The sequence below is a fragment of the Rhizobium herbae genome, from assembly GCF_017873135.1.
Taxonomy (GTDB): Bacteria; Pseudomonadota; Alphaproteobacteria; order Rhizobiales; family Rhizobiaceae; genus Pararhizobium; species Pararhizobium herbae.
This window is the reverse complement of record NZ_JAGGJV010000002.1, coordinates 398,158-420,238: the sequence shown is the minus strand read 5'-3', so window position 1 is coordinate 420,238 and position 22,081 is coordinate 398,158. Positions and strand designations below refer to the sequence as shown.

Here is a 22,081-nt window from a genome sequence, read left to right as displayed (position 1 = left end):
GGTTCCTGGCCCCCGCCATAAATCGGTGCCGCCCCTTGCGAGGCGGAAAGTGTTACTCGTCGGCGAGCGTATTGATCGACGCCGTCGTGCAGGGATCGACGCCATAGGCAGGCGCGCAGCCGCTGTGATTGCTGGCGACCGTCTTCGGCGCAGCAAAGGATCCAGCCAGGATGATAAGTGCCGCGCACGCAAAGAAAATCGCGATCGACTTGCCCATAAAGAATGTGCCTCTCAAGATAATGTGACGGCGCCGATCATCCCCAAACAGAACGATACGGCGCGGCTGCTGTCTATGCGCTGGAACAGCCGTTATCAATATCGATACATGTTGAATCGACGGTAAAGACCAATCGCTTTTTTCAGTGAGGCAGAACTGCAACGCTTTATTTTGAGACGGCCAAAAAGAAACCGCCGGAGGGCGCCGGCGGCTTTCACGACAACCCGATTTGACCGGATCGACGATGCACTCAGGCGGCGCTGCCGGACCGGCTGTACTGCCCCTGCGGACGGTAGCGCACCATGTAGGAGGGCAGCACCGCTTCGACCGACGTGGCTTCGATGCCGAAGGCCTGCAACGTGCGGCCATCGGCCTGCGCGGCGGTGGAAACAATGTTGTCGCTCTTCAGCAGCGTGACCTGATCGACAGTCAGCGGCGGCGCAATGAACGGAACCATGGATGCCACGGAGCCGATCATCGAGGCGATACCGAAGGGGATCGGCAGCAGTGTGCGCTTGCGATCGATCGTCTTCAGCATGATTTCGAGACAGTTCTTGAAGGTCAGGACGTCCGGGCCACCGATTTCATAGATCTTCCCCTTGGCAACCTTGCCTTCGACGGCCTTTGCGACCGCTTCTGCAACGTCGGTGACATAGACCGGCTGGAATGCCGTATTGCCGCCGCCGACCAGCGGCAGGACCGGCGAGAAGCGGGACATTTCGGCGAATTTGTTGAAGAAACCGTCCTCCGGACCGAAGACGATCGACGGCCGCAAGATTACGGCCTCCGGAACGATCTCGAGGACGGCCTTTTCCGCCCGGCCCTTGCTGCGGGCATAAAGCGATTCGGCATTGGCATCCGCGCCGATGGCAGAGATATGCGTCAGCGTCGCGCCGACACCACGCGCAGCCTCGGCCACGGCGCGGGCGCCAAAATCCTGAACCGAATCGAACGTGTTGCGGCCGGCCTCGAACAGGATGCCGACGCAATTGACGACGTGATCGGCGCCCTGTACCGCGGCATCGACCGATTTGCGGTAGCGCAGGTTGGCCTGGACGAAGGAAATCTGGCCGACATTGCCCAGCGGCTGCAGGAAGCCTGCGAGATCGGGCCTGCGAACGGCAACGCGGATACGAAAGCCGCGCCTGGCGAGCGCCCGCACCACATGACGGCCGACAAATCCGGACCCGCCGAAAACAGTGACGAGCGGCGGGAGATTGGACAAGGTCATGTGCAGGCACTCCTGATCTTCAGCATCGTGTATGTGAGCTACATAGCCCAATCATCGGACGACGGGAAGGCTTATCGCGACGGCTTTTCTGCCGCTTTCCGCCGCAGCCTCAATCGCGCTTCAAACGCCTTCGACGACCACCATTTCGGCATCGGCGACTTCCTGGCGGATTGCGGCCGCGATCTGGTATTCCGGAGAATTGTAGCAATCGACCGCCGCCTGCAGCGACGGGAACTCGATCACCACATTGCGGGCACGCACATCGCCCTCCAGCCGCTGAAACGCGCCACCGCGCGCGAGGAAATTCGCGCCGTATTTCTCAAACGCAGGCTTGGCGGCCGCGACGTAATCCTTGTAACGCTCGGCATCGCGGACATCGACCCGTGCAATCCAGTAGCCCTTCGCCATGACCTTCTCCCTAATTTCATCGCAACCCGGTAGTGTTGCCTCGGCTTCTTCCGCCAAATTGTTTGGGCGGTCAAGACGGATAGAATGGCCGGCATCGACGGTGGGGCAAGCCGGCCTTATGGCTAGACTCGCGGGGCGGCAGACGGCGTTTCTGCTTCATCGATCCGGCGCACCCTTTCGGCAGCAGCGAAAGCCCGCTGGATTTCGCCCAGTTCAATACCGTCACCGCAAATCATCTGGCCGGAGGCGCGCTGTCTCTCATCCGGAATTCCGACATGACCAGCAAAATCGCCGGCAACACGGACTGAATTATCCGGCAAGCGCACCGCTCATCTCGTCAAGAATGGCTAGCGCCGCGGCATGCGGGTCGTCGGCCTTGACGATCGGACGGGCGACGACGAGATGGCTCGAACCGGCGGCAAGCGCATCGGCAGGCGTCATGACACGCTTCTGGTCGCCCTTGTCGCTGCCGGCAGGCCGGATGCCGGGGGTGACGATCGCCATCTTGGGACCGACGATCTTGCGGACCGCAGAGGCTTCCTCGGCCGAGCAGACAATGCCGCCCATGCCGGCGCCCCGCGCCTGTTCGGCACGGCGCAGCACCAGCGTATGCGGATCATATTCGTAACCGGCGTCGATGACGTCCTGCTCGTCCATCGAGGTCAGCACCGTGACGCCGAGCAGGCAGAGGTCCGATCCCCTTGCCGCCTCCACCGCCGCCCGCATGGCCTTCGGATAGGCGTGCAGGGTCAGCATCGACATGCCCATCTTGACGATGTTCTCGACACCCTTGGCGACGGTGTTGTCGATGTCGAGCAGCTTCATGTCGAGGAAGACTTTCTTGCCGTCGCGCGCAAGATCGCGGGCGAACTCCAGCCCGCCGGCAAAGACCAGCTGATAGCCGATCTTGTAGAACAGCACGTCGTCCCCGAGCTTTTTGACGATCGTCTCGGCCTCGCCGATGGTCGGGATATCAAGGCCGACGATCAGCCGGTCGCGCGCGGTCAAAGTCATTGTTGCCATCCTTGCCAGAGTTCCATGGCGGTCCAGTCGCATGCAAGGGAGCGGTCTGCAAGGGCAAATGCGAACAGATTGCCGCCGCCACCCGGCTGGTCTTGGCTACGCGCAATCGGTACGCCAGAGAGATGGCATTTCAGCAGCGTCCCAACACCGCCATGTCCGACGAAGGCTATCGGCCTTGCCGGATCGTGCTCATCGAGTATGGCGGAGACAGCCGTCACAATCCGCGTCTGGGCATCGATGGCGCGTTCCCATCCGTGGAAACTCTCCTCCGGATGGGCAAAGAACCAGTTGGCCGCCTTTTCGAATTCGTCCGGCACCAGAAATCCGGTGGCCGACCGGTCGTTTTCGCCGGCATGTTCCAGCACCGCGACTTCAACGTCGCTCGCACGCGCCAAAATCGCCGCCGTTTCCAGTGCCTTGGTCTCGTCGCTTGAGAGAATACGGGTCAGCGCCCTTGCCCAATCGCATTGGGCTGCGGCCTCCGATCTAGCCACGCCGACATCGGACAGCCCCCAACGCGGAACCGGCACATCCGGTTCGATGCGGATCTGCGGATGCGTCAGATAGATGCCGAACATCGGGCGATCTCAATGTGTCTTGCGATAGACCCACAATTGCGCCGGCGGAATGTTGCGCACGACGAAATCATAATGGGAAATCTGGTAGCGGTCCGGCATGGCGACGACCGGCGACAGCGGGCCGTAGGAAATCTGCATGACCGGGCGGCCGACGGGCACACGCGACAAAAGATCATCGATCAGCGACACGCGCATGTGCATCGGGAAGTTGAGAAGCGGCACGGCGGAGACGACACTGTCGAACTGCTGATCTTTCCGCGCACCCAAAGTCTTGTCCAGATCGAAGGCATCCCCATTGATGAAATCGACGCCGGGATAGGTCTTGACGAGATGCTGATAGAAATCCGTGGAAAATTCGATCGACACGAGGTTTTCCGGCTGAACGCCCTTCTGCAGGATCGCCTTGGTGATGACGCCGGTGCCAGGCCCGAGTTCAAGAACGGGAAGCCCTGAATGCGGATTGACGACGCTGGCCATCCTCCGGGCGGTTATGCCTGACGTCGGCACGATCGAGCCGACTGCCTTCATATTGCTTCGCCAGCCCTTGAAGAAACGGATTTCCTCGTCGAATTTCTTGCCAAGGCGCTCTTTCAGACGAAAATTCATGCGTATCTCCACCAATACGGCGCATAAGCCATGACAGCACTTCATGGCTGTCGTTGCAGGCACTGCGTCTTCAATTCCGAAATGATTATGTGTTGCCGACTGCGACAAAAACAAGTTATTTCGCGTCATTATGTCAACATGCCAACAGCTCAGTGAGGTGGCATTCCGTCAATATAATTCACAAGGGCCTCGATAGCACACACTTGGCCCCCGGCAGGTACAAAAACGGCCGGAAATCGTTCCGGCCGTTGCTTTAGTCTCTGGCACCGAACAGCAGCTACACCCGCATCGGCATCAGCACGTAAAGCGCGTCGTCGCCCGCCATGTCGCGCACCAGCGTCGGCGAGCCGGCATCGGCAAGCATGAAGACGGCGTCCGTGCCGGAAAGCTGGGCGGTGATATCGAGCAGGTATTTGGCGTTGAAGCCGATTTCCAGCGGATCGCTGTCATAGCCAACCGCCAGTTCCTCCGTCGCGCTGCCCGAGTCGGGGTTGTTGACGGTAAGCGTCAATTGCCCCTCGGCCAAAGCCAGCTTGACGGCGCGGCCGCGCTCCGACGAAATCGTCGACACGCGGTCGACGGCCTGCTGAAATGCCTGGCAATCGATCTTCAGTTCCTTGTCGTTGTTGGCCGGAATGACGCGCTGGTAATCCGGGAACGTGCCGTCGATCAGCTTGGAGGTCATGACGATCGAACCGATCGTCAGCCGGATCTTCGCATCCGACACTTCGACGGTGACGACCACATCCGGATTGTCGACCAGCTTTTGCAACTCGCTGACCGTCTTGCGCGGGATGATGATGCCCGGCATGCCTTCCGAGCCGGACGGCGCTTCGAGATCGGCGCGGGCGAGACGGTGGCCGTCTGTAGCGACGGCGCGCAGCTTCAGCTGGCCCTTGCTTTCGATCGTGTGGATATAGATGCCGTTGAGATAGTAGCGTGTCTCTTCCGTCGAGATCGCGAACTGGGTGCGATCGATCAGCATCTTCAGGTCCGTCGCCTTCATGCGGAACGTATGGGTGAAGGCGCCGGCCGTCAGATCCGGGAAATCCGATTGCGGCAGGCATTGCAGCGAGAACTTGGAGCGACCGGACTGGACCGTCATCGCCGTGCCTTCGGCATTGGTGGCAAGCGCCACTTCCGAGCCATCCGGCAGCTTGCGGACGATATCGTAAAGCAGATGCGCCGGAACCGTCGTCGCACCTGGCGTTTCGACCTGGGCCGGCGTTGCCTCGGTGATTTCGAGATCGAGATCGGTCGCCTTCATCTCGAGGCTGGCGCCATCGGAGCGCAGAAGCACGTTCGAGAGGATCGGAATGGTGTTGCGACGCTCGACCACGCGGTGAACGTGGTTCAGCGACTTCAGGAGATTGGACCGCTCGAGAGTAATGCGCATGAGATGCTACCGCTTTCAACCATCGCCGGAAACGTGTTTCCCGGCCTTTACGTATTCGACTGCCCAAGGACAGCAAAGATGTGGACGGGCAAAATGGCAGAAAGAGGTCGCGGAAATCAAGCGCTATCGCTGGAGAGTCGGAACGATTGTCAACGGGATTGTGCCGTCGTCCCCAATATCCCGTCTCACGTTACGCTTACCGCGATGTTATGGCAGAGGGTACAACATCTTTTGTCACGTTTTGGCCGGAGCGACAGTGATTGGTTGACGCCGATCGCAATTCGGTAGCCATAACTCACTTGGATGATAAAAAATGCTGCCGAACCGGTAAAAATTAGAGGAAATAAAGGTGAGCGCCAGAAATGATCAGCTAGCGATCCTTCAGTACCTGTATCAACGCTTGGCTAGCGGAAACTCGCGGTACTGCACTATTCCAACGATCAGGAAAAACACAGGACTGGAATACGCGAACCAATACATATTGGCCCTGACAGATGACTTAGAGTCGGCAGGCTTGGTTATTACACGGCAAGCATACCAGATGTCCGGTGGTAGGCTATTTCAGATTACGGCCGCTGGGTTTGATGCCGTGGAACGGGGAGAGATTCCTCTAAGAATAGACAGTTCGGCCTGGACCGGTCGAATTAACTTATCGGAATATCAAAAGTCTGAAATTAGGCGCATTCTTATAGAGATGCGAGCGGTTATCGAGTCAGCCAAACTCTCAAACGCTCGCACAGCCAATGCCATGGCATTGATAGAGTCTGCGGAAAAGCTGATTGAAACTCCAGATCCACTATGGCCTGAGATCATGCGCCTTTTGCGCTCTCCTACGCTCGCGGGAGTAATCGGTATCGCAGGCCTGTTGATGGCCATCGTGCAGATCGTAATGGCAGCAGCGAGCTCATAACTATGCAAATAGCAGCGTAGAGAATGACCGCTTTTGGCAGCTGCTTTGAAGTCTTCTACAGCTATTCTGCTGATGCTTTGGCTACAAAGCGTGCCGCAGCTGCATACCCCTTCCTTAGACATCCCGCCCTTGCCGCAAGGATATTGCATATGGGAAGCCTGCTTGGAGCGATTGTGGAGCGACGGATAGAGCGGCATCTCCCTTCTCCCCGCCTGCGGGGAGAAGGTGGCCGACAGGCCGGATGAGGGGCCACGTGCGGCGATATCTGTGAGGGTTAGGCTGAGCCCCTCACCCTAACCCTCTCCCCGCCTGCGGGGAGAGGGGACGACGGAGAGTCGGCACTTGCCGCCTTCGCACGGCTCGCCCATAAGAGGAGTCAGAACAAGCAGAAAGAATAACATCGTGGAACATCAGGCAGACGGCGCCACCGGAGCAAGCGAGCGGCAGAAGAGCTACCGCCTGCACAATGTCGCCGTGCCCGCGCGGCCGCTGGAGCCGGCGCTCTATCTGGTCGCGACCCCGATCGGCAATCTCTCCGACATCACCCTGCGGGCGCTGGAAACACTGGCCGGCGCCGATGTGCTGGCCTGCGAGGATACCCGCGTGACCCGCGTGCTGCTTGATCGCTACGGCATCGTCAACCGGCCCTACGCCTATCACGAATACAATGCCAACGAGGTCGGGCCGAAGCTGCTTGCCGCGCTCGACCAGGGCAAATCCGTCGCCCTCGTCTCGGATGCCGGCACGCCGCTGGTCTCCGATCCCGGCTACCGCCTCGGCCAGATCGCCATCGAGGCCGGCCATCGCGTCGTGCCCATTCCCGGCGCGTCGGCGCCGCTGGCGGCGCTCGTCGGTTCGGGTCTTCCCAACGACGCCTTTCTCTTCGCGGGCTTCCTCCCCTCCAAGGACAAGGCACGCCGCGACCGGTTCGCGGAACTTGCGTCCATTCCCGCGACGCTGATGTTCTTTGAATCCCCGCACCGGATCGCGGCGACCATCGTTGCCGCCCATGATGTGCTCGGGCCGGAGCGCCGCGCCTCCGTCTGCCGCGAACTCACCAAGACCTTCGAGGAATTCCGGCGCGGCACGCTGGCCGAACTCAAGGCGTTTTACGATGAGGGTGCCACCGTCAAGGGCGAGATCGTGCTTGTCATCGGCCCGCCTGACGCGCCGGCAGCCCCGGAGGCCGACGATGTCGATGCGATCCTGCTGGCGCTGGTGAAGGATATGTCCACCGGCAAGGCGGCAACCGAGGCCGCCAAGCAGACGGGGCTTAATCGCAAGGACCTCTACGACCGGCTGCTGGAGCTCAAGGACCGGAATGAGCCGTGAGACGCCCGACAGCAAGAGACTGAAAGCACTCCGGCGCGGCTCGCTGGCCGAATACCGCGCCGCCCTGTCGCTCATCCTCAAGGGCTACCGCATCGTCGCCTTCCGCTATCGCACCAAGCTGGGTGAAATCGATATCATTGCACGCAAGGGCAATCTGGTTGCCTGCGTCGAGGTAAAAGCCCGCCGATCGCTGGAGGATTCCGTTTTTGCCGTTTCCGATTTTGCACAGCGCCGCATTCGTGCCGCAAGCGATCTCTGGCTCTCGAAACAAAGGGATTCCGCACGCCTTTCAATCCGCTACGACATCGTTTCCGTCACGCCATGGCGTTGGCCTGTCCATCTACCCGATGCTTTTTGAACGCGCGTGCACAGTTGTAATCGAATCGACATAAAAGCGTTATCCGCCCGTCATGAAAGGCCGATAGCCGGTTCCTCACCTTAACCCTGGTGAAAGGAACTGCCATGATCAGGAAATTCACGATGACCGGCCTCGCGCTGGTTTTCTCCGCCACCTCCTCGTTTGCCGCGACCAACATCACCTGGTGGCACGGCATGGCCGGCCGCAACGGCGAAGTCATCAACGAGGTCGCCACCAAGTTCAATGCGTCGCAGACCGCCTGTGCCCTGACCCCGGTTTCCAAGGGCACTTATGAAGAGGCGCTCGCTTCCGGCATCGCCGCCTTCCGTTCGGGCGAACAGCCGAACATCCTGCAGGTTTTCGACGCGGGTGCCGCGACGATCATCAATGCCAAGGGCGCCGTCATCCCGGCTGAAGACCTGATCAACAAAGCCGGCTACACATTCGACCGCGACGCCTTCATCGACGGCGTTCGCTATTTCTACGCCGATAGCGAAGGCAAGTTCGTCGGCATGCCGTTCAACTCCTCGGCGCCGATCATGTACATCAACAATGAGGCCCTGAAGAAGGCCGGCGTCGAAGCTCCGAAGACCTGGGAAGAGTTCGAAGCCGCCGCACCGAAGCTCAAGGCAGCCGGCTTCATCCCGCTCGTCCAGTCGCAGCTGACCTGGCAGTTCACCGAGAACTTCTTCTCGCGCAACAACATCCAGTTCGCCAGCAACAACAACGGCTACGATAGCGTCGTCGACACGCAGCTGAAGGTCACCGACCCGAACCTGATCATGATGTTCGACAAGCTGAAGGCCTGGGCCGACGAAGGCTATTTCGCCTATTACGGCGCCGGCTGGAACGATAACCAGAAGATGTTCGAAGAAAACAAGGCTGCCCTGTGGATCGGTTCCTCGGGCTCGTTCGGCGGCCTGCAGAAGACGGCGCAGATGCCGTTCTCGGCAACCTTCCTGCCGTACTGGGGCTCGATCAAGGGCGCCGGCACCTCGTCCTTCATCGGCGGCGCCGCGCTCTTTGCGATGTCCGGCAAGTCTGATGAAGAAAACAAGTGCGTCGCCGACTTCTTCCAGTTCCTGACCTCGCCGGAAATCCAGGTGTTCTACCACAAGGCCACAGGTTACGTCGCCATCACCAAGGCAGCCTACGAGCTTGCCAAGAAGGAAGGCTACTACAACGAGAAGCCGGCCGCCGAAGTCGGCATCAAGCAGCTGATGCTGCCGGCCGGTGAATGGTCGAAGGGCTACCGCCTCGGCTTCTACCCGCAGATCCGCGAAATCATGGAACGCGAATACGGCCGCATCTTCGCAAACGAAGTCTCCGTCAAGGACGCCTTCGACACGATCGAGAAGGAAGGCAACGAACTTCTCGCCCGGTTTGCAAAGACGGCTGGTTGATCCGGTCTTCCCCTCCCCCTTGTGGGGAGGATGGCCCGAAGGGTCGGGAGGGGTTCTTCTTTTTAAAAGAAGTCCCCTCCCCAACCCTCCCCACAAGGGGGAGGGAGCCCCTCCGTAAACTCGGATATTTCGAAAGCCCGTTCATGACGAACACGCCCCTTCCCTCGACAATGTCCGGAACGCTTGCAGCCCCCGCTGCCGGCGGGTTTTTCCGGCGTTTCCGGTCCGCTCCATCCGAGCCGCACTTTGCCAAGCGCGTGCAATTCAATTCGCCGCTGCTGCCCTATCTCTTCCTTGCCCCGCAGATGGCGATCATCTTCATATTCTTCTACTGGCCCTCGGTCCAGGCGATCCAGTCGTCCTTCTACCTCGAGGACCCTTTCGGCTTCGGCTCCACCTTCGTCGGCTTTGCCAATTATACCGACGTGCTGAAATCCGGCGAATATCTCGGCATCGCCCGCTTCACCGCCGTTTTCACCGCACTCGTGACTTTCTTTTCGCTGGCGATCGGCCTTTTGCTCGCCGTCAAGGCCGACGGCGTCATCAAGGGCAATGCCACCTACAAGACGCTTTTGATCTGGGTCTATGCCATCGCCCCGCCGGTGGCCGGCCTGATGGGCATGATGCTGTTCGACCAGCATATCGGCCCGCTGGTGAAATTCGCCGCTTTCTTCGGCTGGGATATCAAGGTCGGCCTCGACTATAACGACACGGCGTTTGCCATGATCGTCGTCTCGGTCTGGAAACAGATCCCCTACAATTTCATCTTCTTCCTCTCCGGCCTGCAGGGCATCCCGGTCTCGGTGCGCGAGGCGGCGCTGATGGACTGCCGCTCCGGCTTCCGCCGCTTCTGGACCGTCACCCTGCCGCTGCTGGCCCCGACCGCGTTCTTCCTCCTGATCATCAACACCACCTACGCCCTGTTCGACACGTTCGGCGTCATCGACGTGATGGTGAAGGACAAGGCGGCCAACAACCCGATCACGCTGGTCTACAAGGTCTACATGGACGGCTTCCGCGGCAACGATCTCGGCGGCTCATCGGCGCAATCCGTCATCCTGATGATCATCGTCTTCGTGCTCACCATCTTCCAGTTCCGCTTCATCGAGCGGCGCGTCCACTACAATTGAGCGGAGGCGAGATCATGCATCGCACGAAACTTTTCGACCATGTCATCCTGATGATGGGCGTGTTCTTCATGGTCGGCCCACTCTTGGTGGCCCTGATGACGTCGAGCCACGAGGCCGCCGAGATCCATCGCAACGGCCTGCAGATCCTGCCCGGCGGCCATTTCATCGACACCTACACGACCGTCTTGACCAAACAGGGCGGCTTTACCGGCAAGATCACCGGTCTCAGGATGATGATGAACTCGCTGATCCTCGGCGTCGGATTTGCCGCCGGCAAGATCATCCTGTCGATGCTGGCGGCCTATGCGCTGGTCTATTTCCGCTTCCGCTTCGCCACCATCACCTTCTGGATGATCTTCACCACCCTACTGCTACCGCTCGAAGTGCGCATCCTGCCCTCCTACGAGGTGATGAACACGCTGCATCTCACCAACACCTATACCGGCCTGATCGTGCCGCTTCTGGCGTCGGCCACCGGCACCTTCTATTTCCGCCAGTTCTTCAAATCGATCCCCGACGAACTCTTGGAAGCCGCCCGCATCGATGGCGCAGGCCCCTTCAAGTTCTTCATCGACGTGATCGTGCCGCTGTCGAAGACGATGATCGCGGCGATCTTCATCATCATGTTCGTCTATGGCTGGAACCAGTATCTCTGGCCCACCCTGATGACCACCGACGAGAGCTTCTTCACGCTGGTGCGCGGCATCAAGCAGATCCTGCTGGTCTGGGTCGGCTCCAACATTCCCGATTACAACGAGGCCTTTGCCCTGGCGATCCTCGCCATGCTGCCGCCGGTGATGATCGTCATGATCTTCCAGCGCTGGTTCATCAAAGGCCTCACCGAAAGCGACAAGTAGAGGAGACGCGGCCATGGCAGCGATCAACATCACCAATGTTTCGAAGATCTATGCCGGCGGCGTCGAGGCGGTGAAATCCGTGTCGATCGACATCGCCGACGGCGAGTTCATCGTGCTGGTCGGCCCGTCCGGCTGCGGCAAGTCCACGCTGTTGCGCATGGTCGCCGGCCTTGAGGCGATCTCCAAGGGCACGGTCGAAATCGGCGACCGCGTCATCAACGATATCGAGCCGGCCGAGCGCGACATCGCCATGGTCTTCCAGAACTATGCGCTCTATCCGCACATGACCGTCTACAACAACCTGGCCTACGGCCTGAAAAACCGCGGCACGCCGAAGGCCGAGATCGACGCGCGCGTGGCGGAAGCTGCCCGCATGCTGGAGATCGAGCAATATCTCACCCGCAAGCCGCGTGCGCTCTCCGGCGGCCAGCGCCAGCGCGTCGCCATGGGCCGTGCGATCGTGCGCAAGCCCGCCGCCTTCCTGTTCGACGAGCCGCTCTCCAACCTCGACGCCAAGCTGCGCGTCTCGATGCGTGGCGAGATCAAGCAGTTGCAGAAGCGCCTCGGCACGACCTCGCTCTATGTCACCCACGACCAGCTGGAAGCGATGACGCTGGCCGACCGCCTCGTCGTCCTCAACGGCGGCCAGATCGAGCAGATCGGCCGGCCGCTCGACGTCTACCACACCCCCGCCTCCACCTTCGTCGCCAGCTTCATCGGCTCACCGGCCATGAACCTGCTGCGCGGCACCCGCGAGGGCAACCAGCTGCATTTCGGCAGCCAGGTCCTCGACCTCGGCCGCCCCGCCGCCTTCCCCGGCCAGATCACCGTCGGCATCCGCGCCGAAGACCTGCGGATCGCCACAACCGGCGAACAGGCGCTGACGATGAAAGTCGATTACATCGAGGAACTGGGTGCCCAAAGGCTGGTCCACGGCACCGTCGACGGCAAGAAGCTGACGGCGTCGCTGTCGCCTGAAATCGAGATTGCCGAAACCCTGGCCCTCTCCATCGCGCCGGAGCGCCTGCATTTCTTCGACGCCGATACCGGCAAGCGCCTGGCGCAACCTTTCGCGCCATCCGAGAGCCGGCGCGTGGAGAGACTGGAGATCGCTGGCGTGTGAGCGGGCAAGGGCGCTTTCGGCCCGGAAGAGAAACCGACCGGTCAGACATTCGCCGCCGCCCTTTAAAAAGCGCGACGAGAGCGTTTCAGAGCCGGCGAGCTTCCAGCCGCCGCTTGTCGCGCTCGACATATTCGGAGCCAAGTTCCGTCAGGCGGAATTGCCGTTTCTGAAATTCCCCTCGGATAAGGATGAAACCCTGCTCTTCCGCTTCGCTTAAAGTCTTCAGGCTTGTGCCTTTCGGGGGAGACTGCCAATCGGCGCCAGCGGCGCTGTGCAGCAATACCATGATCTTGATAATCTCGTTTCTCCATTGCTGTGCGTACAGCCGAAACACATAGCTTTGTGCTCGCGCCGCCGCAACGTCTGCGCCAGGCGCAAAGCTGCTGTGGCGTCTCGGCCGCATGGGCCCGGTTCCCGCTGGTCTTTCCGGTGCCGCATATTCGAAAACCGACGCACTGCTCCAATCCATCGTCACCCGTTGACTCCGGCATTTTTCACCGCGATAGGGTCAGGCCAAACATGTGGCAAGCGCCAGCCAGACAACATCAGGAGTGTAATCGTGAGCGAACCGACCGTAGCAGAGGCCACAAACCGCATTTATGAATCGCTCCATGCTGATAATGCCGACATCGACGCGCATATCGCCACTCTCAAGGCAGCGTTGACGCGGGCGGGTCTGAAAGAAGCCCTGTTCGACCCGGCCAGGCTCGTGCACAACAACCGTTCCGGCAGGAAGCTGATGCAGGCCTACTTCCGGCAGCGTGGCGTGACTGTGACATTCTCGGCTTCGTGAAGCGCCACGCAAACCGCTCAAACGAGCGGTTTGTCCTGTTTCAGAAAATCTTCCGCCGTCCGCCCCTGCTCATCGAGGAAACCCTCGTCCAGCGATGCGAACCTTGACATGCGGTCGACACGGAACACGCGGAAGCCGTCGCGGTCTTCACACCATGCCGCCAGCAGCCAGACCTGTCCGTAGAATGCCATGATCAACGGCCGAACCAGTCGCTCGCTGATCTTGTCCTGAAGGTCAGTATAGACGAACCGGACCTTGCGTTTCTGCCGGATAGCACGGCGAAGCTCCGCCTGATCGATGGTGATCGGCTGGCGGGCGGGCTCGATGGGCGTCCATATGCTGACCAGATCGAGCTGGCGACGAAGCTCGTCCGGCATGACCTGTGCGATCTTCTGGATGGCACTGGCTGCAGCATTTGCCAACTCAGGGTCTGCCCAAGACTGGACGATCCGGGTGCCGAGAAGTAACGCCTCGACCTCGTTCTCGTTGAACATCAGCGGTGGTAGATCGAAGCCCGGCCGCAGGATGTAGCCGACGCCCGCCCCTCCATCGATCGGAACGCCCCGCGACACCATGTCGGCGATGTCGCGGTAGATCGTCCGCTCGGACACCTCGAGGATGGCGGCAAGGTCTGCCGCCCTCGTTGCCTTCTTCCGGCGCAATATCTGGATGATCTCGAAGAGGCGGTCGGCTCGGCGCATGGGAACGGTCTACTTGACTGGAGACGGGTCCGTCCAGTGTGCCTGGGCGACCGCGTCGGGCCAAGCGGAGCCCATCGGCTGCATCGAAAGCCATGTTTCGGCGAGCTTGTTGTCCTCGCTGCGATAGGACTGCATGCCGGCCCGGCTGCGGGCCTCTCCCGTCGCCACGTCGGTCCATTTGAAGGCAAAGCGGAACCAGGCGCGCTCCTCCTGGAATGCATGATCGTAGACGACGACACGGATGTCCGGTCGTTCCTGCCTCGTTTTGGCGATCTCGGCGGCATAGGCTTCGCGGGTCACGGTCCGCGTGCCTGTCTCGTCATGGCGGATATATTGATCTCCGACGCATCCGGGAACGAGATCGAACTGACCCTCGTGCCAGACCTTTTCCCAGCGGTCGAAGAGATCAATGATTGCGGCGGTGTCTGTCATCGTACCATTCTTTCCTGATGTCGAAATCTTCATGTCGGCTGCCCGCGCGCGAGAACCTGTGCATCCAAGCACAAGCGTGAGGCAGGCGGAACGCCTGTTCATTGCCAGCATCGGCCGGTTTCCTTCTGATCTTCTGCGGCGGGTATTGGCACAATACAATAGGTCTCCTGCCACCATGGCGTCAGGAGACTGTCAGGATATTCATGTTTTCCTGGAATCAGGCAGGCGGATGACCGCAATTGGGGCCACCCATCCAAAAAAATTCATCCCCGCAAATCCCCGCCTCCTCATCCCATGCCATCATGACCTCGTTCCGCCAAGGATACACCGGTTAGCGTTGCCGGCGAGGCGGGGCCGGTGCCTTCGGTCTGTGTTTGAAACGCAGGCGCGGCCGCAGGGGCCTGCAGAAAATGGTTTCCCTCTCGTCTGCAAAATGGCGGGGCGTGCCTGTGAGGTACACATGAGGACCGGCGACTGGCCTGTCGAAAGACAGGTCTTTCGTGGCGCACCGGACAGTCCGGGAGCGCCACCCTGGTAAAGGCGGCCGATCATCCGCGCAGAGAAACCGAAGTTGCAGGTAAAAACCACCGAAACGGGGCACAGCGTGTGTCACCTAACTACTTTACTCTGAGGCATACGTTGTGCCCCGGCCGACTTGCCGCGCTTTTTGAAAGCCGGCGCACTGAGACCAGTTCAAGCCACGGGCGGAAAAGCCGCCGCGTGAACGGGAAGGCGTGTCCAAATATGGACGCCCGCAGAAATCTGTATGGTTCCCCGGACGCGATTTGATATAGACAAGCCTCGTTCAACGACGCCCACGATCAACAGGAAATGACTCATGGCACGAATCGTCAATGTCGCGATCCAGATGGATCACGTCTCCGGCATCAACATCGCTGGTGACAGCACCTTCGCCATGAGCATCGAAGCGCAGGCGCGCGGCTACAAGCTCTTCCACTATACGCCCAACCAGCTGTCGCTGCGCGACGGCAAGGTGATCGCCACCGTCCAGCCGATGGAACTGCGCGACGTCAAGGGCGACCACTACACGCTGGGCGACGCCGAGCGCATCGATCTGTCGACCATGGACGTCGTGCTTCTGCGCCAGGACCCGCCCTTCGACATGGCCTACATCACCTCGACGCATCTGCTGGAGCGCATCCACCCGAAGACGCTCGTGGTCAACGACCCGGCCTGGGTGCGCAATTCGCCGGAAAAGATCTTCGTCACCGAATTTCCCGACCTGATGCCGAAGACGCTGATCACCCGCGATCCCGCCGAGATCGCCAGCTTCCGCGCCGAGATGGGCGACATCATCCTGAAGCCGCTCTACGGCAATGGCGGCGCCGGCGTGTTCCATTCGACCCGCGACGACCGCAATATGTCGTCGCTGCTCGAAATGTTCGGCCAGATGTTCCGCGAGCCCTTCATCGCCCAGGAATACCTGCCGGCGGTGCGCAAGGGCGACAAGCGGATCATTCTGGTCGACGGCGAACCGGTCGGCGCGATCAACCGGGTGCCTGCCGAACATGACGCCCGCTCCAACATGCATGCCGGCGGCACCCCCATGCCGACCGAACTGACGGCGCGGGAAAAGGAAATCTGCGCCCGCATCGGCCCGGCGCTGCGCGAACGCGGCTTCCTGCTGGTCGGCATCGACGTCATCGGCGACGTCATGACCGAGATCAACGTCACCTCGCCCACCGGCATCCGCGAAGTGAAGAAATTCGGCGGCGCCGATATCGCCGCCCTGCTCTGGGATGCGATCGAGCGCAAGCGCGCCTGACGGCATCTGGGACAGGCCGGGGTGGTACCCTGCCCCGGCGTCCTGGCACCATACAACCCAGCTTCACGCCGCGGATGTCCGCGGCTGTTCCGCTCCGCTCGGAAAATACAACCCGGCTCAACCCGATTGATCGCGATCGGCGCATCTGTTCGATAATTGTTCTTGTTTTATTCCGTTATTCGTGCAAGATTTTCCACCACAACCGGCAAAGGTTGTGGTGGCGGGTTGTGATCCTGCCTCGCGGCAAGAGGGGCAATCATGGTCGCGCGTGTCAGTACGGTTGCATTTCAGGGCATCGAGGGCGTGCCCGTCGATGTTCAGGTGATGATCGCGCCGGGCAAGGTCAACATGCACATCGTTGGCCTTCCGGACAAGGCGGTGGCCGAAAGCCGCGAGCGCGTCCAGGCAGCGCTGCACGCCTCCGGCCTGTCGCTTCCCGCCAAGAAGGTCACGGTCAATCTGGCGCCTGCCGATCTGCCGAAAGAGGGCTCGCACTTCGACCTCCCCATCGCCCTTGGCCTGATGGCAGCGCTAGGCGCCATTCCCGGCGATGCCCTTGCCGACTATGTCGTCATCGGCGAACTCAATCTCGACGGCACGATCGCCGCCGTCGCCGGTGCGCTTCCGGCCGCGATCGGCGCCAACGGGCTCGGCAAGGGGCTGATCTGCCCGGCCGACAGCGGCGCGGAAGCGGCCTGGGCCGGCTCGGAGATCGATATCCTGGCGCCACGCAGCCTGATCGCGCTGGCCAATCATTTTCGCGGCACACAGGTGCTGTCGCGTCCGGAGCCCGCTGTCCGCGCCAGCCCCGCCAACATGCCGGATCTCGCCGATATCAAGGGACAGGAGAGCGCCAAGCGGGCGCTGGAGGTGGCGGCGGCCGGAAATCACAATCTGCTGATGGTCGGCCCGCCCGGCTCCGGCAAATCCATGCTTGCCGCCCGCCTGCCCTCGATCCTGCCGCCGCTCTCTCCCCCCGAACTGCTCGAAGTCTCTATGATCCATTCGATCGCTGGGCAACTGGCGGGCGGCAAGCTGTCGGACCGGCGGCCGTTCCGCACCCCGCATCATTCCGCCACCATGGCGGCAATGATCGGCGGCGGCCTGCGCGCCAGGCCGGGCGAGGCCTCGCTGGCGCACAATGGCGTGCTGTTTCTCGACGAGTTTCCGGAATTCACCCCGCAGGTCCTCGATGCGCTGCGCCAGCCGCTTGAAACGGCCGAATGCATTATCGCCCGCGCCAACCACCGCGTCACCTATCCGGCGGCGATCCAGCTTGTCGCCGCGATGAACCCCTGCCGCTGCGGCATGGCAGGAGAACCGGGGCATAGTTGCGCCCGCGGGCCGCGCTGCGTTTCCGATTATCAGGGACGCATTTCCGGCCCGCTGATGGACCGGATCGATATCCGCATCGATGTCCCCTCGGTCACCGCCGCCGACCTCATCCGCCCTGCCCCTGCCGAACCGAGCGCCGTGGTCGCCCGGCGGGTGGCCCGCGCCCGCGACATCCAGATGGACCGCTTCATCGCCTTCGGCATGCCGCACGTCCTGTCCAACGCACGCTGCTCGACATCGATGATCGAAAAGATGGCCGAGCCGGATGCCGGCGGACTGCAATTGTTGCGCGACGCAGCCGAAAAGATGAAATTTTCGGCGCGCGGCTATCATCGCGTCCTGAAAGTCGCCCGCACGCTGGCCGATCTCGACGAGAAGGCGACGGTCGGGCGCATCCATCTGGCCGAAGCGATTTCCTACCGGATCGCGGGGGAGCGGCTGACGGCGGCGGCATGAAGCAGAATTGGAAAGGCCGCCCCCTTTCGAGAGCGGCCATCATTGCAAAGCTGATACGGGCAGGCGTGCGATCAGCCGCCAAGACCTTCGAACAGAGCCGTCGAAAGATACCGTTCGGCAAAGGACGGGATGATGACGACGATGGTCTTGCCTTCATTTTCCGGGCGCTGGCCGATCGTGATCGCGGCCTTCAAAGCGGCACCGGAGGAGATGCCGACTGGGACGCCCTCAAGACGTGCCACATGCCGCGCGGTCTCGATCGCCTCGACGCTCGAAACAGTGATGATCTCGTCATAGATTTTCGTATCGAGAATGGCGGGCGCAAAGCCGGCGCCGATGCCCTGGATCTTGTGCGGGCCGGGCGCGCCGCCGGACAGCACCGGAGATTCGGCCGGCTCCACCGCGATGACCTTGATCGATGGCTTCTTGGCTTTCAACACCTGGCCGGCGCCGGTGATCGTGCCGCCGGTACCGATGCCGGACACCAGGATATCGACGCCGCCATCGGTGTCGTTCCAGATTTCCTCGGCCGTCGTCTTGCGGTGAATTTCCGGGTTTGCCGGATTTTCGAACTGCTGCGGAATGATCGCGTCGGGAAGCGACGCCGCCAGTTCCTCGGCCTTGGCGATGGCGCCCTTCATGCCCTTCGGCCCTTCGGTCAGCACCAGTTCGGCGCCGAGCAGCGCCAGCATCTTGCGGCGTTCGACCGACATGGTCTCCGGCATGGTGAGAATGAGCTTGTAGCCCTTGGCGGCGGCGGCGAATGCGAGGGCGATGCCGGTATTGCCCGATGTCGGCTCGACCAGCGTCGTCTTGCCGGGCGTGATCTTGCCCTGTGCTTCCAGCGCTTCAATCATCGCAACGCCGATACGGTCCTTGACCGAGGCGATCGGATTGAAGAACTCGAGCTTTGCCAGGAGATTGGCCTTGACGCCGTGTTCCTTCGCCAGCTTGTCGAGGCGCACGATCGGCGTATCGCCGATGGTTTCGGTGATCGAGGAATAGATGCGGCCGCGGCCGGGCTTGCGCTGATCTGACATTGTGCTTCTCCCTTTTCTCATCAGTTGCAGGGAGAATAGGGGCAAAGCAACCCACTTGCCAGAGTGCTAATCTCCACCACTTTGTTTCGATTGGAAAAAACTGTCGCGGAACCGCCTCTTCCAGAACGAATTTTTCAGGCGACGCGTGTGGCGATATAGGCGGCGGTACCACCTAAAATACCGGCAGCGATCCGGTTCAGCGACTTCAACGCGCGGGGTTGCTTGAGAAGCAGCCTGGCGCGCGAGGCAAGCAGGATATAGGGGACCAGAACCGCCATCAGCACGGTGAACGTCGCACCGACAAGCACCGCGTACTCGTTGAGGCCGATCGCATGCACGTCGATCAGCGTCGGCACCAGCGCCACGTAGAACAGCATGGTCTTCGGATTGCCGAGCGTCACCAGCAGCCCGGACAGAAAGGACATGCCCGTGCCCGTGCTTTTCTTCGCCTGGATATCCTGCGTCAGCAGGCCGGCCGTCCAGAGCTTGTAGGCGATGTAAACGAGATAGAGCGCGCCGAGTATCTTGATCACCATGAAAGTCGTGGTGAAAGTCTGCGCGACAAAAGCAAGCCCCAGGATAACGCCGGTCAGGTAGACGAGATCGCCAAGCACGAGGCCAAGCCCCATGAAGAAGGTCTCGCGAAAACCGGAGCCGAGCGCACGCGCCACGATCGCCGTCATGCCCGGACCGGGGATCGCGGCGGCGATGAAAAGCGCGGTGCAATAGGCGAGAAGGGTTGCGAGGCTCATCGTCGGCTCCGGAGATTTGCGAAGGCGATGTTTAGACGGTTTTCCCGGCCCTTGCAATTTTCGCGGCATTGATCGACGCCGCTGTTCCGGCTAATGCATGGCCGTGGCCTGGTCGACATTTCGCCCTTGCGCCGCGCGCAGATGGAGACGCTGATCATGCCCGAAGCAGCCAGCCCTGCAGCCTTCGCTCTCGTCGCGCTCGGCATGGTGCTGACGCCGGGTTCCATCGCCACCCTCCTCGCCGGTCGTCCGGTCTGAGGCAACGATTTCCTCCTCCCAACCCATCCAGAGTCCATCATGACAACTGCACTTCTCATCATCGACGTCCAGAACGCCATCCTCGAAGGCGAAGGCACGCCCGAGCGCCAACCTGCCATCGACGCGGCGCTCAACGAGACTGTCGGACGCCTGCAATCGATCCAGGCCCGTGCCCGCGCCGCGCATATCCCGGTCATCCTCGTTCAACACGATGGCGGTACAGGCGACCCGCTGGCGCGGTCGTCCAACGGCTGGGGCCTGCGCCATGAGATCGCGCCGGTTCCTGGCGAGGCCGTTGTTCACAAGACGAGCTGCGACAGCTTCTTCCAGACGGACCTGCAGGAGCAGCTGGCAAAACACTCCGCGACGCATCTCGTCATCGGCGGCTGCATGACGCAGTTCTGCGTCGACACGACCGCGCGCCGGGCGGTGTCGCTCGGCTATGACGTGACGCTGCTGTCCGACGGCCATGCGACCGGCGACATGGGCGAGCTGACCTTTTCGCAGATCATCGCCCACCACAATCGCCTGCTCGCTGGCTTCAATGCCGGTGGGCACGCAATCGAGCTGCGGCGCTCGGACGAAATCACCTTCTGAGATTTACTGGAAGGCTTGGCTATTCAAAGACCGGACGCATGAAGCTGCGCTCGTAGCTGAGAATGCAACGCGTCTTTTCGGCAAGCGCAAAGGCCTCCAGGCATTCGGCATCCTTTGCCATGCGCTGGCGATAGTCCTCATAGGCCGCAAGGCTCGGAAAGCTGAAGAGGGCGAGCGCAATGTTGTTCGCCCCTTCATGCGGCATGAAATAGCCGTGATGCGTGCCGCCCAGCCGGTTGACCAGCGGGATCCAGAGCCTGGCATATTCCTCGAATTCGGCAAGCTTGTAGGGGTCGATGACGTAGCGCAGAGTGCAGGTGATCATGCCGGTCTCCATGAATGATTCAAACCGCCTGATGCCGCAGTCGGCGAGGCCATGTCCAGCCGAAAGTCATGCCGGCAGCCGCAATCAGGATCGCCGCGGAACCAAGCAGCTGCACCGGCTGCAAAAGATGCCCGAAGGCGATGCGGTCGACGGCAAGTGCTGCGACCGGATAGATGAAGGAGAGCGCGCCGGTCAGATGCGTCGGCAGCTTCTGGATGGCGCTATAAAGCAGGATATACATCAGCCCGGTATGCACCACACCCATGGTCACCAGCAGCCCCCATTGAAAGGCTTCCGTCGGCAGACCGGAGGCTCCGGCAAACGGCACCAGCATCAGAAGTCCGGTGACGACCTGGATCAGCGCGATCAGGTGCGGCGGCGTTCCCTTCAACCGCTTGGCAACGAGTGCTGCGAGCGCATAGAAGAAGGCTGCCGCCAGCGCCATGGCGATCCCCGTCAGATAGTCGCCGCCGGTGAAATCACCGGCCGGCTTCGCCCTAACGATCGCGACCATGCCGGCGAAGGCGACGCCGAGCCAGGCGAGCTTCGTGGCGGTGATCTTTTCCTTGAAAAACAATCCGCCGATGGCCAGCAGCATGAAGGGCTGGGTGTTGTAGACCATGGTGGCGATGGAGATTGACGAGCGCGAATAGGCGCCGAATAGAAACAGCCAGTTGACGACGATGGCGACGCCGCCGAGGACGGCAAGGCCGAACAGCCGCCATGTCAGGATACCGCCACGGAAATGGCCCAAGGCAGCGCAGATGGCGAGCAGCGTCAGTGCACCGAACAGGCAGCGCCAGAGGACCACGTCGATCACCGGCTGGCCGGACGCCAGCACGAACCAGCCGATCGTTCCCGAAATCAGCATGGCAGCCGTCATTTCGATGCTGCCGGTTTTGACGTCCTTTTCCATCGTATCCACTCCATCGATTGAATGGCAGAAGAGTAATATGCCTCCGCGCTCAGATATATGGATTATGGAAGGCTGTTATGTGATAATACCTTATCATGGAAGGCGAACTGTATATTTC

General features: G+C 61.1%; 26 protein-coding genes. 12 read left to right on the top strand and 14 right to left on the bottom strand.

Annotation, left to right across the window (positions count from 1 at the left end; all coding sequences use genetic code 11):
• Positions 1 to 52: 52 nt before the first annotated feature.
• The 7 genes from J2Z75_RS07295 to dnaN form a co-directional block, all read right to left on the bottom strand.
• Entirely contained in the window at positions 53 to 217 is a 165-nt protein-coding gene (locus tag J2Z75_RS07295) for a hypothetical protein (protein WP_209849836.1), read from the bottom strand.
• 250 nt (positions 218 to 467) lie between these two features.
• Complete coding sequence (locus J2Z75_RS07290) at positions 468 to 1,448, bottom strand: complex I NDUFA9 subunit family protein (protein WP_209849834.1); 981 nt, start codon at positions 1,446 to 1,448, stop codon at positions 468 to 470.
• Between the two features lie 120 nt (positions 1,449 to 1,568).
• On the bottom strand, positions 1,569 to 1,856 hold the full coding sequence (locus J2Z75_RS07285) for a DUF1330 domain-containing protein (protein ID WP_209849832.1): 288 nt from the start codon (positions 1,854 to 1,856) through the stop codon (positions 1,569 to 1,571).
• 309 nt (positions 1,857 to 2,165) lie between these two features.
• Positions 2,166 to 2,864: an orotidine-5'-phosphate decarboxylase gene (gene pyrF / locus J2Z75_RS07280; protein WP_209850673.1), complete on the bottom strand. Its 699-nt coding sequence runs from the start codon at positions 2,862 to 2,864 to the stop codon at positions 2,166 to 2,168.
• 2 nt (positions 2,865 to 2,866) lie between these two features.
• Positions 2,867 to 3,457 carry a histidine phosphatase family protein gene (locus J2Z75_RS07275; RefSeq protein ID WP_209849829.1) on the bottom strand — a complete coding sequence of 197 codons (591 nt, stop codon included), beginning with the start codon at positions 3,455 to 3,457 and terminating at the stop codon, positions 2,867 to 2,869.
• A gap of 9 nt (positions 3,458 to 3,466) precedes the next feature.
• On the bottom strand, positions 3,467 to 4,063 hold the full coding sequence (gene pmtA, locus J2Z75_RS07270; RefSeq protein ID WP_209849826.1) for a phospholipid N-methyltransferase PmtA: 597 nt from the start codon (positions 4,061 to 4,063) through the stop codon (positions 3,467 to 3,469).
• Between the two features lie 277 nt (positions 4,064 to 4,340).
• Positions 4,341 to 5,459, bottom strand: a complete 1,119-nt coding sequence (gene dnaN / locus J2Z75_RS07265) for a DNA polymerase III subunit beta (protein ID WP_209849823.1) — start codon at positions 5,457 to 5,459, stop codon at positions 4,341 to 4,343.
• Positions 5,460 to 5,808: 349 nt separating this feature from the next.
• On the opposite strand from dnaN, the gene J2Z75_RS07260 reads away from it, so the two are divergent.
• The 7 genes from J2Z75_RS07260 to J2Z75_RS07230 all read left to right on the top strand — a co-directional run bounded on the left by J2Z75_RS07260 (position 5,809) and on the right by J2Z75_RS07230 (position 12,572).
• Positions 5,809 to 6,369, top strand: coding sequence for a hypothetical protein (locus tag J2Z75_RS07260; RefSeq protein WP_209849820.1), 561 nt, complete (start codon positions 5,809 to 5,811; stop codon positions 6,367 to 6,369).
• Between the two features lie 402 nt (positions 6,370 to 6,771).
• The gene (gene rsmI / locus J2Z75_RS07255) at positions 6,772 to 7,701 is read left to right on the top strand and encodes a 16S rRNA (cytidine(1402)-2'-O)-methyltransferase (RefSeq protein WP_209849817.1); all 930 of its coding nucleotides are present in this window, start codon (positions 6,772 to 6,774) and stop codon (positions 7,699 to 7,701) included.
• Entirely contained in the window at positions 7,691 to 8,059 is a 369-nt protein-coding gene (locus tag J2Z75_RS07250; RefSeq protein WP_209849815.1) for a YraN family protein, read from the top strand. Before rsmI ends, J2Z75_RS07250 begins: the two co-directional genes overlap by 11 nt.
• Before the next feature lie 104 nt (positions 8,060 to 8,163).
• Complete coding sequence (locus J2Z75_RS07245) at positions 8,164 to 9,462, top strand: extracellular solute-binding protein (RefSeq protein ID WP_209849813.1); 1,299 nt, start codon at positions 8,164 to 8,166, stop codon at positions 9,460 to 9,462.
• 170 nt (positions 9,463 to 9,632) lie between these two features.
• Complete coding sequence (locus J2Z75_RS07240) at positions 9,633 to 10,592, top strand: ABC transporter permease subunit (protein ID WP_407692749.1); 960 nt, start codon at positions 9,633 to 9,635, stop codon at positions 10,590 to 10,592.
• A gap of 14 nt (positions 10,593 to 10,606) precedes the next feature.
• Complete coding sequence (gene ugpE, locus J2Z75_RS07235) at positions 10,607 to 11,449, top strand: sn-glycerol-3-phosphate ABC transporter permease UgpE (RefSeq protein WP_209849811.1); 843 nt, start codon at positions 10,607 to 10,609, stop codon at positions 11,447 to 11,449.
• A gap of 13 nt (positions 11,450 to 11,462) precedes the next feature.
• A complete protein-coding gene (locus J2Z75_RS07230; RefSeq protein ID WP_209849809.1) occupies positions 11,463 to 12,572 on the top strand; it encodes a sn-glycerol-3-phosphate import ATP-binding protein UgpC in 1,110 nt (369 codons plus the stop codon).
• An 85-nt stretch (positions 12,573 to 12,657) separates the two neighbouring features.
• Here J2Z75_RS07230 and J2Z75_RS07225 read toward each other — a convergent pair whose 3' ends face one another.
• Positions 12,658 to 12,858, bottom strand: a complete 201-nt coding sequence (locus J2Z75_RS07225; RefSeq protein ID WP_209849807.1) for a hypothetical protein — start codon at positions 12,856 to 12,858, stop codon at positions 12,658 to 12,660.
• 270 nt (positions 12,859 to 13,128) lie between these two features.
• On the opposite strand from J2Z75_RS07225, the gene J2Z75_RS07220 reads away from it, so the two are divergent.
• Positions 13,129 to 13,365 carry a hypothetical protein gene (locus J2Z75_RS07220; RefSeq protein ID WP_209850668.1) on the top strand — a complete coding sequence of 79 codons (237 nt, stop codon included), beginning with the start codon at positions 13,129 to 13,131 and terminating at the stop codon, positions 13,363 to 13,365.
• A 17-nt stretch (positions 13,366 to 13,382) separates the two neighbouring features.
• On the opposite strand, the gene J2Z75_RS07215 is transcribed toward J2Z75_RS07220, so the two are convergent.
• Entirely contained in the window at positions 13,383 to 14,066 is a 684-nt protein-coding gene (locus tag J2Z75_RS07215; protein ID WP_209849805.1) for a helix-turn-helix transcriptional regulator, read from the bottom strand.
• Between the two features lie 9 nt (positions 14,067 to 14,075).
• Complete coding sequence (locus tag J2Z75_RS07210; protein WP_209849803.1) at positions 14,076 to 14,498, bottom strand: nuclear transport factor 2 family protein; 423 nt, start codon at positions 14,496 to 14,498, stop codon at positions 14,076 to 14,078.
• 838 nt (positions 14,499 to 15,336) lie between these two features.
• Here J2Z75_RS07210 and gshB point away from each other — a divergent pair.
• Together gshB and J2Z75_RS07200 are read left to right on the top strand one after the other, a co-directional pair.
• Positions 15,337 to 16,284, top strand: a complete 948-nt coding sequence (gshB, locus tag J2Z75_RS07205; RefSeq protein WP_209849801.1) for a glutathione synthase — start codon at positions 15,337 to 15,339, stop codon at positions 16,282 to 16,284.
• 258 nt (positions 16,285 to 16,542) lie between these two features.
• Positions 16,543 to 18,075, top strand: coding sequence for a YifB family Mg chelatase-like AAA ATPase (locus J2Z75_RS07200; RefSeq protein WP_209849799.1), 1,533 nt, complete (start codon positions 16,543 to 16,545; stop codon positions 18,073 to 18,075).
• Between the two features lie 71 nt (positions 18,076 to 18,146).
• Here the strand turns inward: J2Z75_RS07200 and cysK are convergent, their stop codons facing one another.
• On the bottom strand, positions 18,147 to 19,115 hold the full coding sequence (gene cysK, locus J2Z75_RS07195) for a cysteine synthase A (RefSeq protein ID WP_209849797.1): 969 nt from the start codon (positions 19,113 to 19,115) through the stop codon (positions 18,147 to 18,149).
• Positions 19,116 to 19,249: 134 nt separating this feature from the next.
• Positions 19,250 to 19,867 (bottom strand): LysE family translocator, encoded by a 618-nt coding sequence (locus J2Z75_RS07190; RefSeq protein WP_209849796.1) that lies wholly within the window; start codon positions 19,865 to 19,867, stop codon positions 19,250 to 19,252.
• 93 nt (positions 19,868 to 19,960) lie between these two features.
• On the opposite strand from J2Z75_RS07190, the gene J2Z75_RS07185 reads away from it, so the two are divergent.
• Together J2Z75_RS07185 and J2Z75_RS07180 are read left to right on the top strand one after the other, a co-directional pair.
• Entirely contained in the window at positions 19,961 to 20,125 is a 165-nt protein-coding gene (locus tag J2Z75_RS07185) for a hypothetical protein (RefSeq protein WP_209849795.1), read from the top strand.
• Between the two features lie 39 nt (positions 20,126 to 20,164).
• Entirely contained in the window at positions 20,165 to 20,722 is a 558-nt protein-coding gene (locus J2Z75_RS07180; protein ID WP_209849794.1) for a cysteine hydrolase family protein, read from the top strand.
• Positions 20,723 to 20,741: 19 nt separating this feature from the next.
• Here the strand turns inward: J2Z75_RS07180 and J2Z75_RS07175 are convergent, their stop codons facing one another.
• Both J2Z75_RS07175 and J2Z75_RS07170 read right to left on the bottom strand, forming a co-directional pair.
• On the bottom strand, positions 20,742 to 21,047 hold the full coding sequence (locus tag J2Z75_RS07175; protein WP_209849792.1) for an NIPSNAP family protein: 306 nt from the start codon (positions 21,045 to 21,047) through the stop codon (positions 20,742 to 20,744).
• A gap of 19 nt (positions 21,048 to 21,066) precedes the next feature.
• Complete coding sequence (locus J2Z75_RS07170) at positions 21,067 to 21,963, bottom strand: DMT family transporter (RefSeq protein WP_209849790.1); 897 nt, start codon at positions 21,961 to 21,963, stop codon at positions 21,067 to 21,069.
• Between the last annotated feature and the right edge of the window lie 118 nt (positions 21,964 to 22,081).

Coding starts and splice junctions, on each gene's coding strand:
- J2Z75_RS07295 (WP_209849836.1), bottom strand. CDS start 217: ATGGGCAAGTCGATCGCGATTTTCTTTGCGTGCGCGGCACTTATCATC.
- J2Z75_RS07290 (WP_209849834.1), bottom strand. CDS start 1,448: ATGACCTTGTCCAATCTCCCGCCGCTCGTCACTGTTTTCGGCGGGTCC.
- J2Z75_RS07285 (WP_209849832.1), bottom strand. CDS start 1,856: ATGGCGAAGGGCTACTGGATTGCACGGGTCGATGTCCGCGATGCCGAG.
- J2Z75_RS07275 (WP_209849829.1), bottom strand. CDS start 3,457: ATGTTCGGCATCTATCTGACGCATCCGCAGATCCGCATCGAACCGGAT.
- pmtA (WP_209849826.1), bottom strand. CDS start 4,063: ATGAATTTTCGTCTGAAAGAGCGCCTTGGCAAGAAATTCGACGAGGAA.
- dnaN (WP_209849823.1), bottom strand. CDS start 5,459: ATGCGCATTACTCTCGAGCGGTCCAATCTCCTGAAGTCGCTGAACCAC.
- J2Z75_RS07250 (WP_209849815.1), top strand. CDS start 7,691: ATGAGCCGTGAGACGCCCGACAGCAAGAGACTGAAAGCACTCCGGCGC.
- J2Z75_RS07245 (WP_209849813.1), top strand. CDS start 8,164: ATGATCAGGAAATTCACGATGACCGGCCTCGCGCTGGTTTTCTCCGCC.
- J2Z75_RS07240 (WP_407692749.1), top strand. CDS start 9,633: ATGTCCGGAACGCTTGCAGCCCCCGCTGCCGGCGGGTTTTTCCGGCGT.
- ugpE (WP_209849811.1), top strand. CDS start 10,607: ATGCATCGCACGAAACTTTTCGACCATGTCATCCTGATGATGGGCGTG.
- J2Z75_RS07230 (WP_209849809.1), top strand. CDS start 11,463: ATGGCAGCGATCAACATCACCAATGTTTCGAAGATCTATGCCGGCGGC.
- J2Z75_RS07225 (WP_209849807.1), bottom strand. CDS start 12,858: ATGGTATTGCTGCACAGCGCCGCTGGCGCCGATTGGCAGTCTCCCCCG.
- J2Z75_RS07215 (WP_209849805.1), bottom strand. CDS start 14,066: ATGCGCCGAGCCGACCGCCTCTTCGAGATCATCCAGATATTGCGCCGG.
- J2Z75_RS07210 (WP_209849803.1), bottom strand. CDS start 14,498: ATGACAGACACCGCCGCAATCATTGATCTCTTCGACCGCTGGGAAAAG.
- gshB (WP_209849801.1), top strand. CDS start 15,337: ATGGCACGAATCGTCAATGTCGCGATCCAGATGGATCACGTCTCCGGC.
- J2Z75_RS07200 (WP_209849799.1), top strand. CDS start 16,543: ATGGTCGCGCGTGTCAGTACGGTTGCATTTCAGGGCATCGAGGGCGTG.
- cysK (WP_209849797.1), bottom strand. CDS start 19,115: ATGTCAGATCAGCGCAAGCCCGGCCGCGGCCGCATCTATTCCTCGATC.
- J2Z75_RS07190 (WP_209849796.1), bottom strand. CDS start 19,867: ATGAGCCTCGCAACCCTTCTCGCCTATTGCACCGCGCTTTTCATCGCC.
- J2Z75_RS07185 (WP_209849795.1), top strand. CDS start 19,961: ATGCATGGCCGTGGCCTGGTCGACATTTCGCCCTTGCGCCGCGCGCAG.
- J2Z75_RS07180 (WP_209849794.1), top strand. CDS start 20,165: ATGACAACTGCACTTCTCATCATCGACGTCCAGAACGCCATCCTCGAA.
- J2Z75_RS07175 (WP_209849792.1), bottom strand. CDS start 21,047: ATGATCACCTGCACTCTGCGCTACGTCATCGACCCCTACAAGCTTGCC.
- J2Z75_RS07170 (WP_209849790.1), bottom strand. CDS start 21,963: ATGGAAAAGGACGTCAAAACCGGCAGCATCGAAATGACGGCTGCCATG.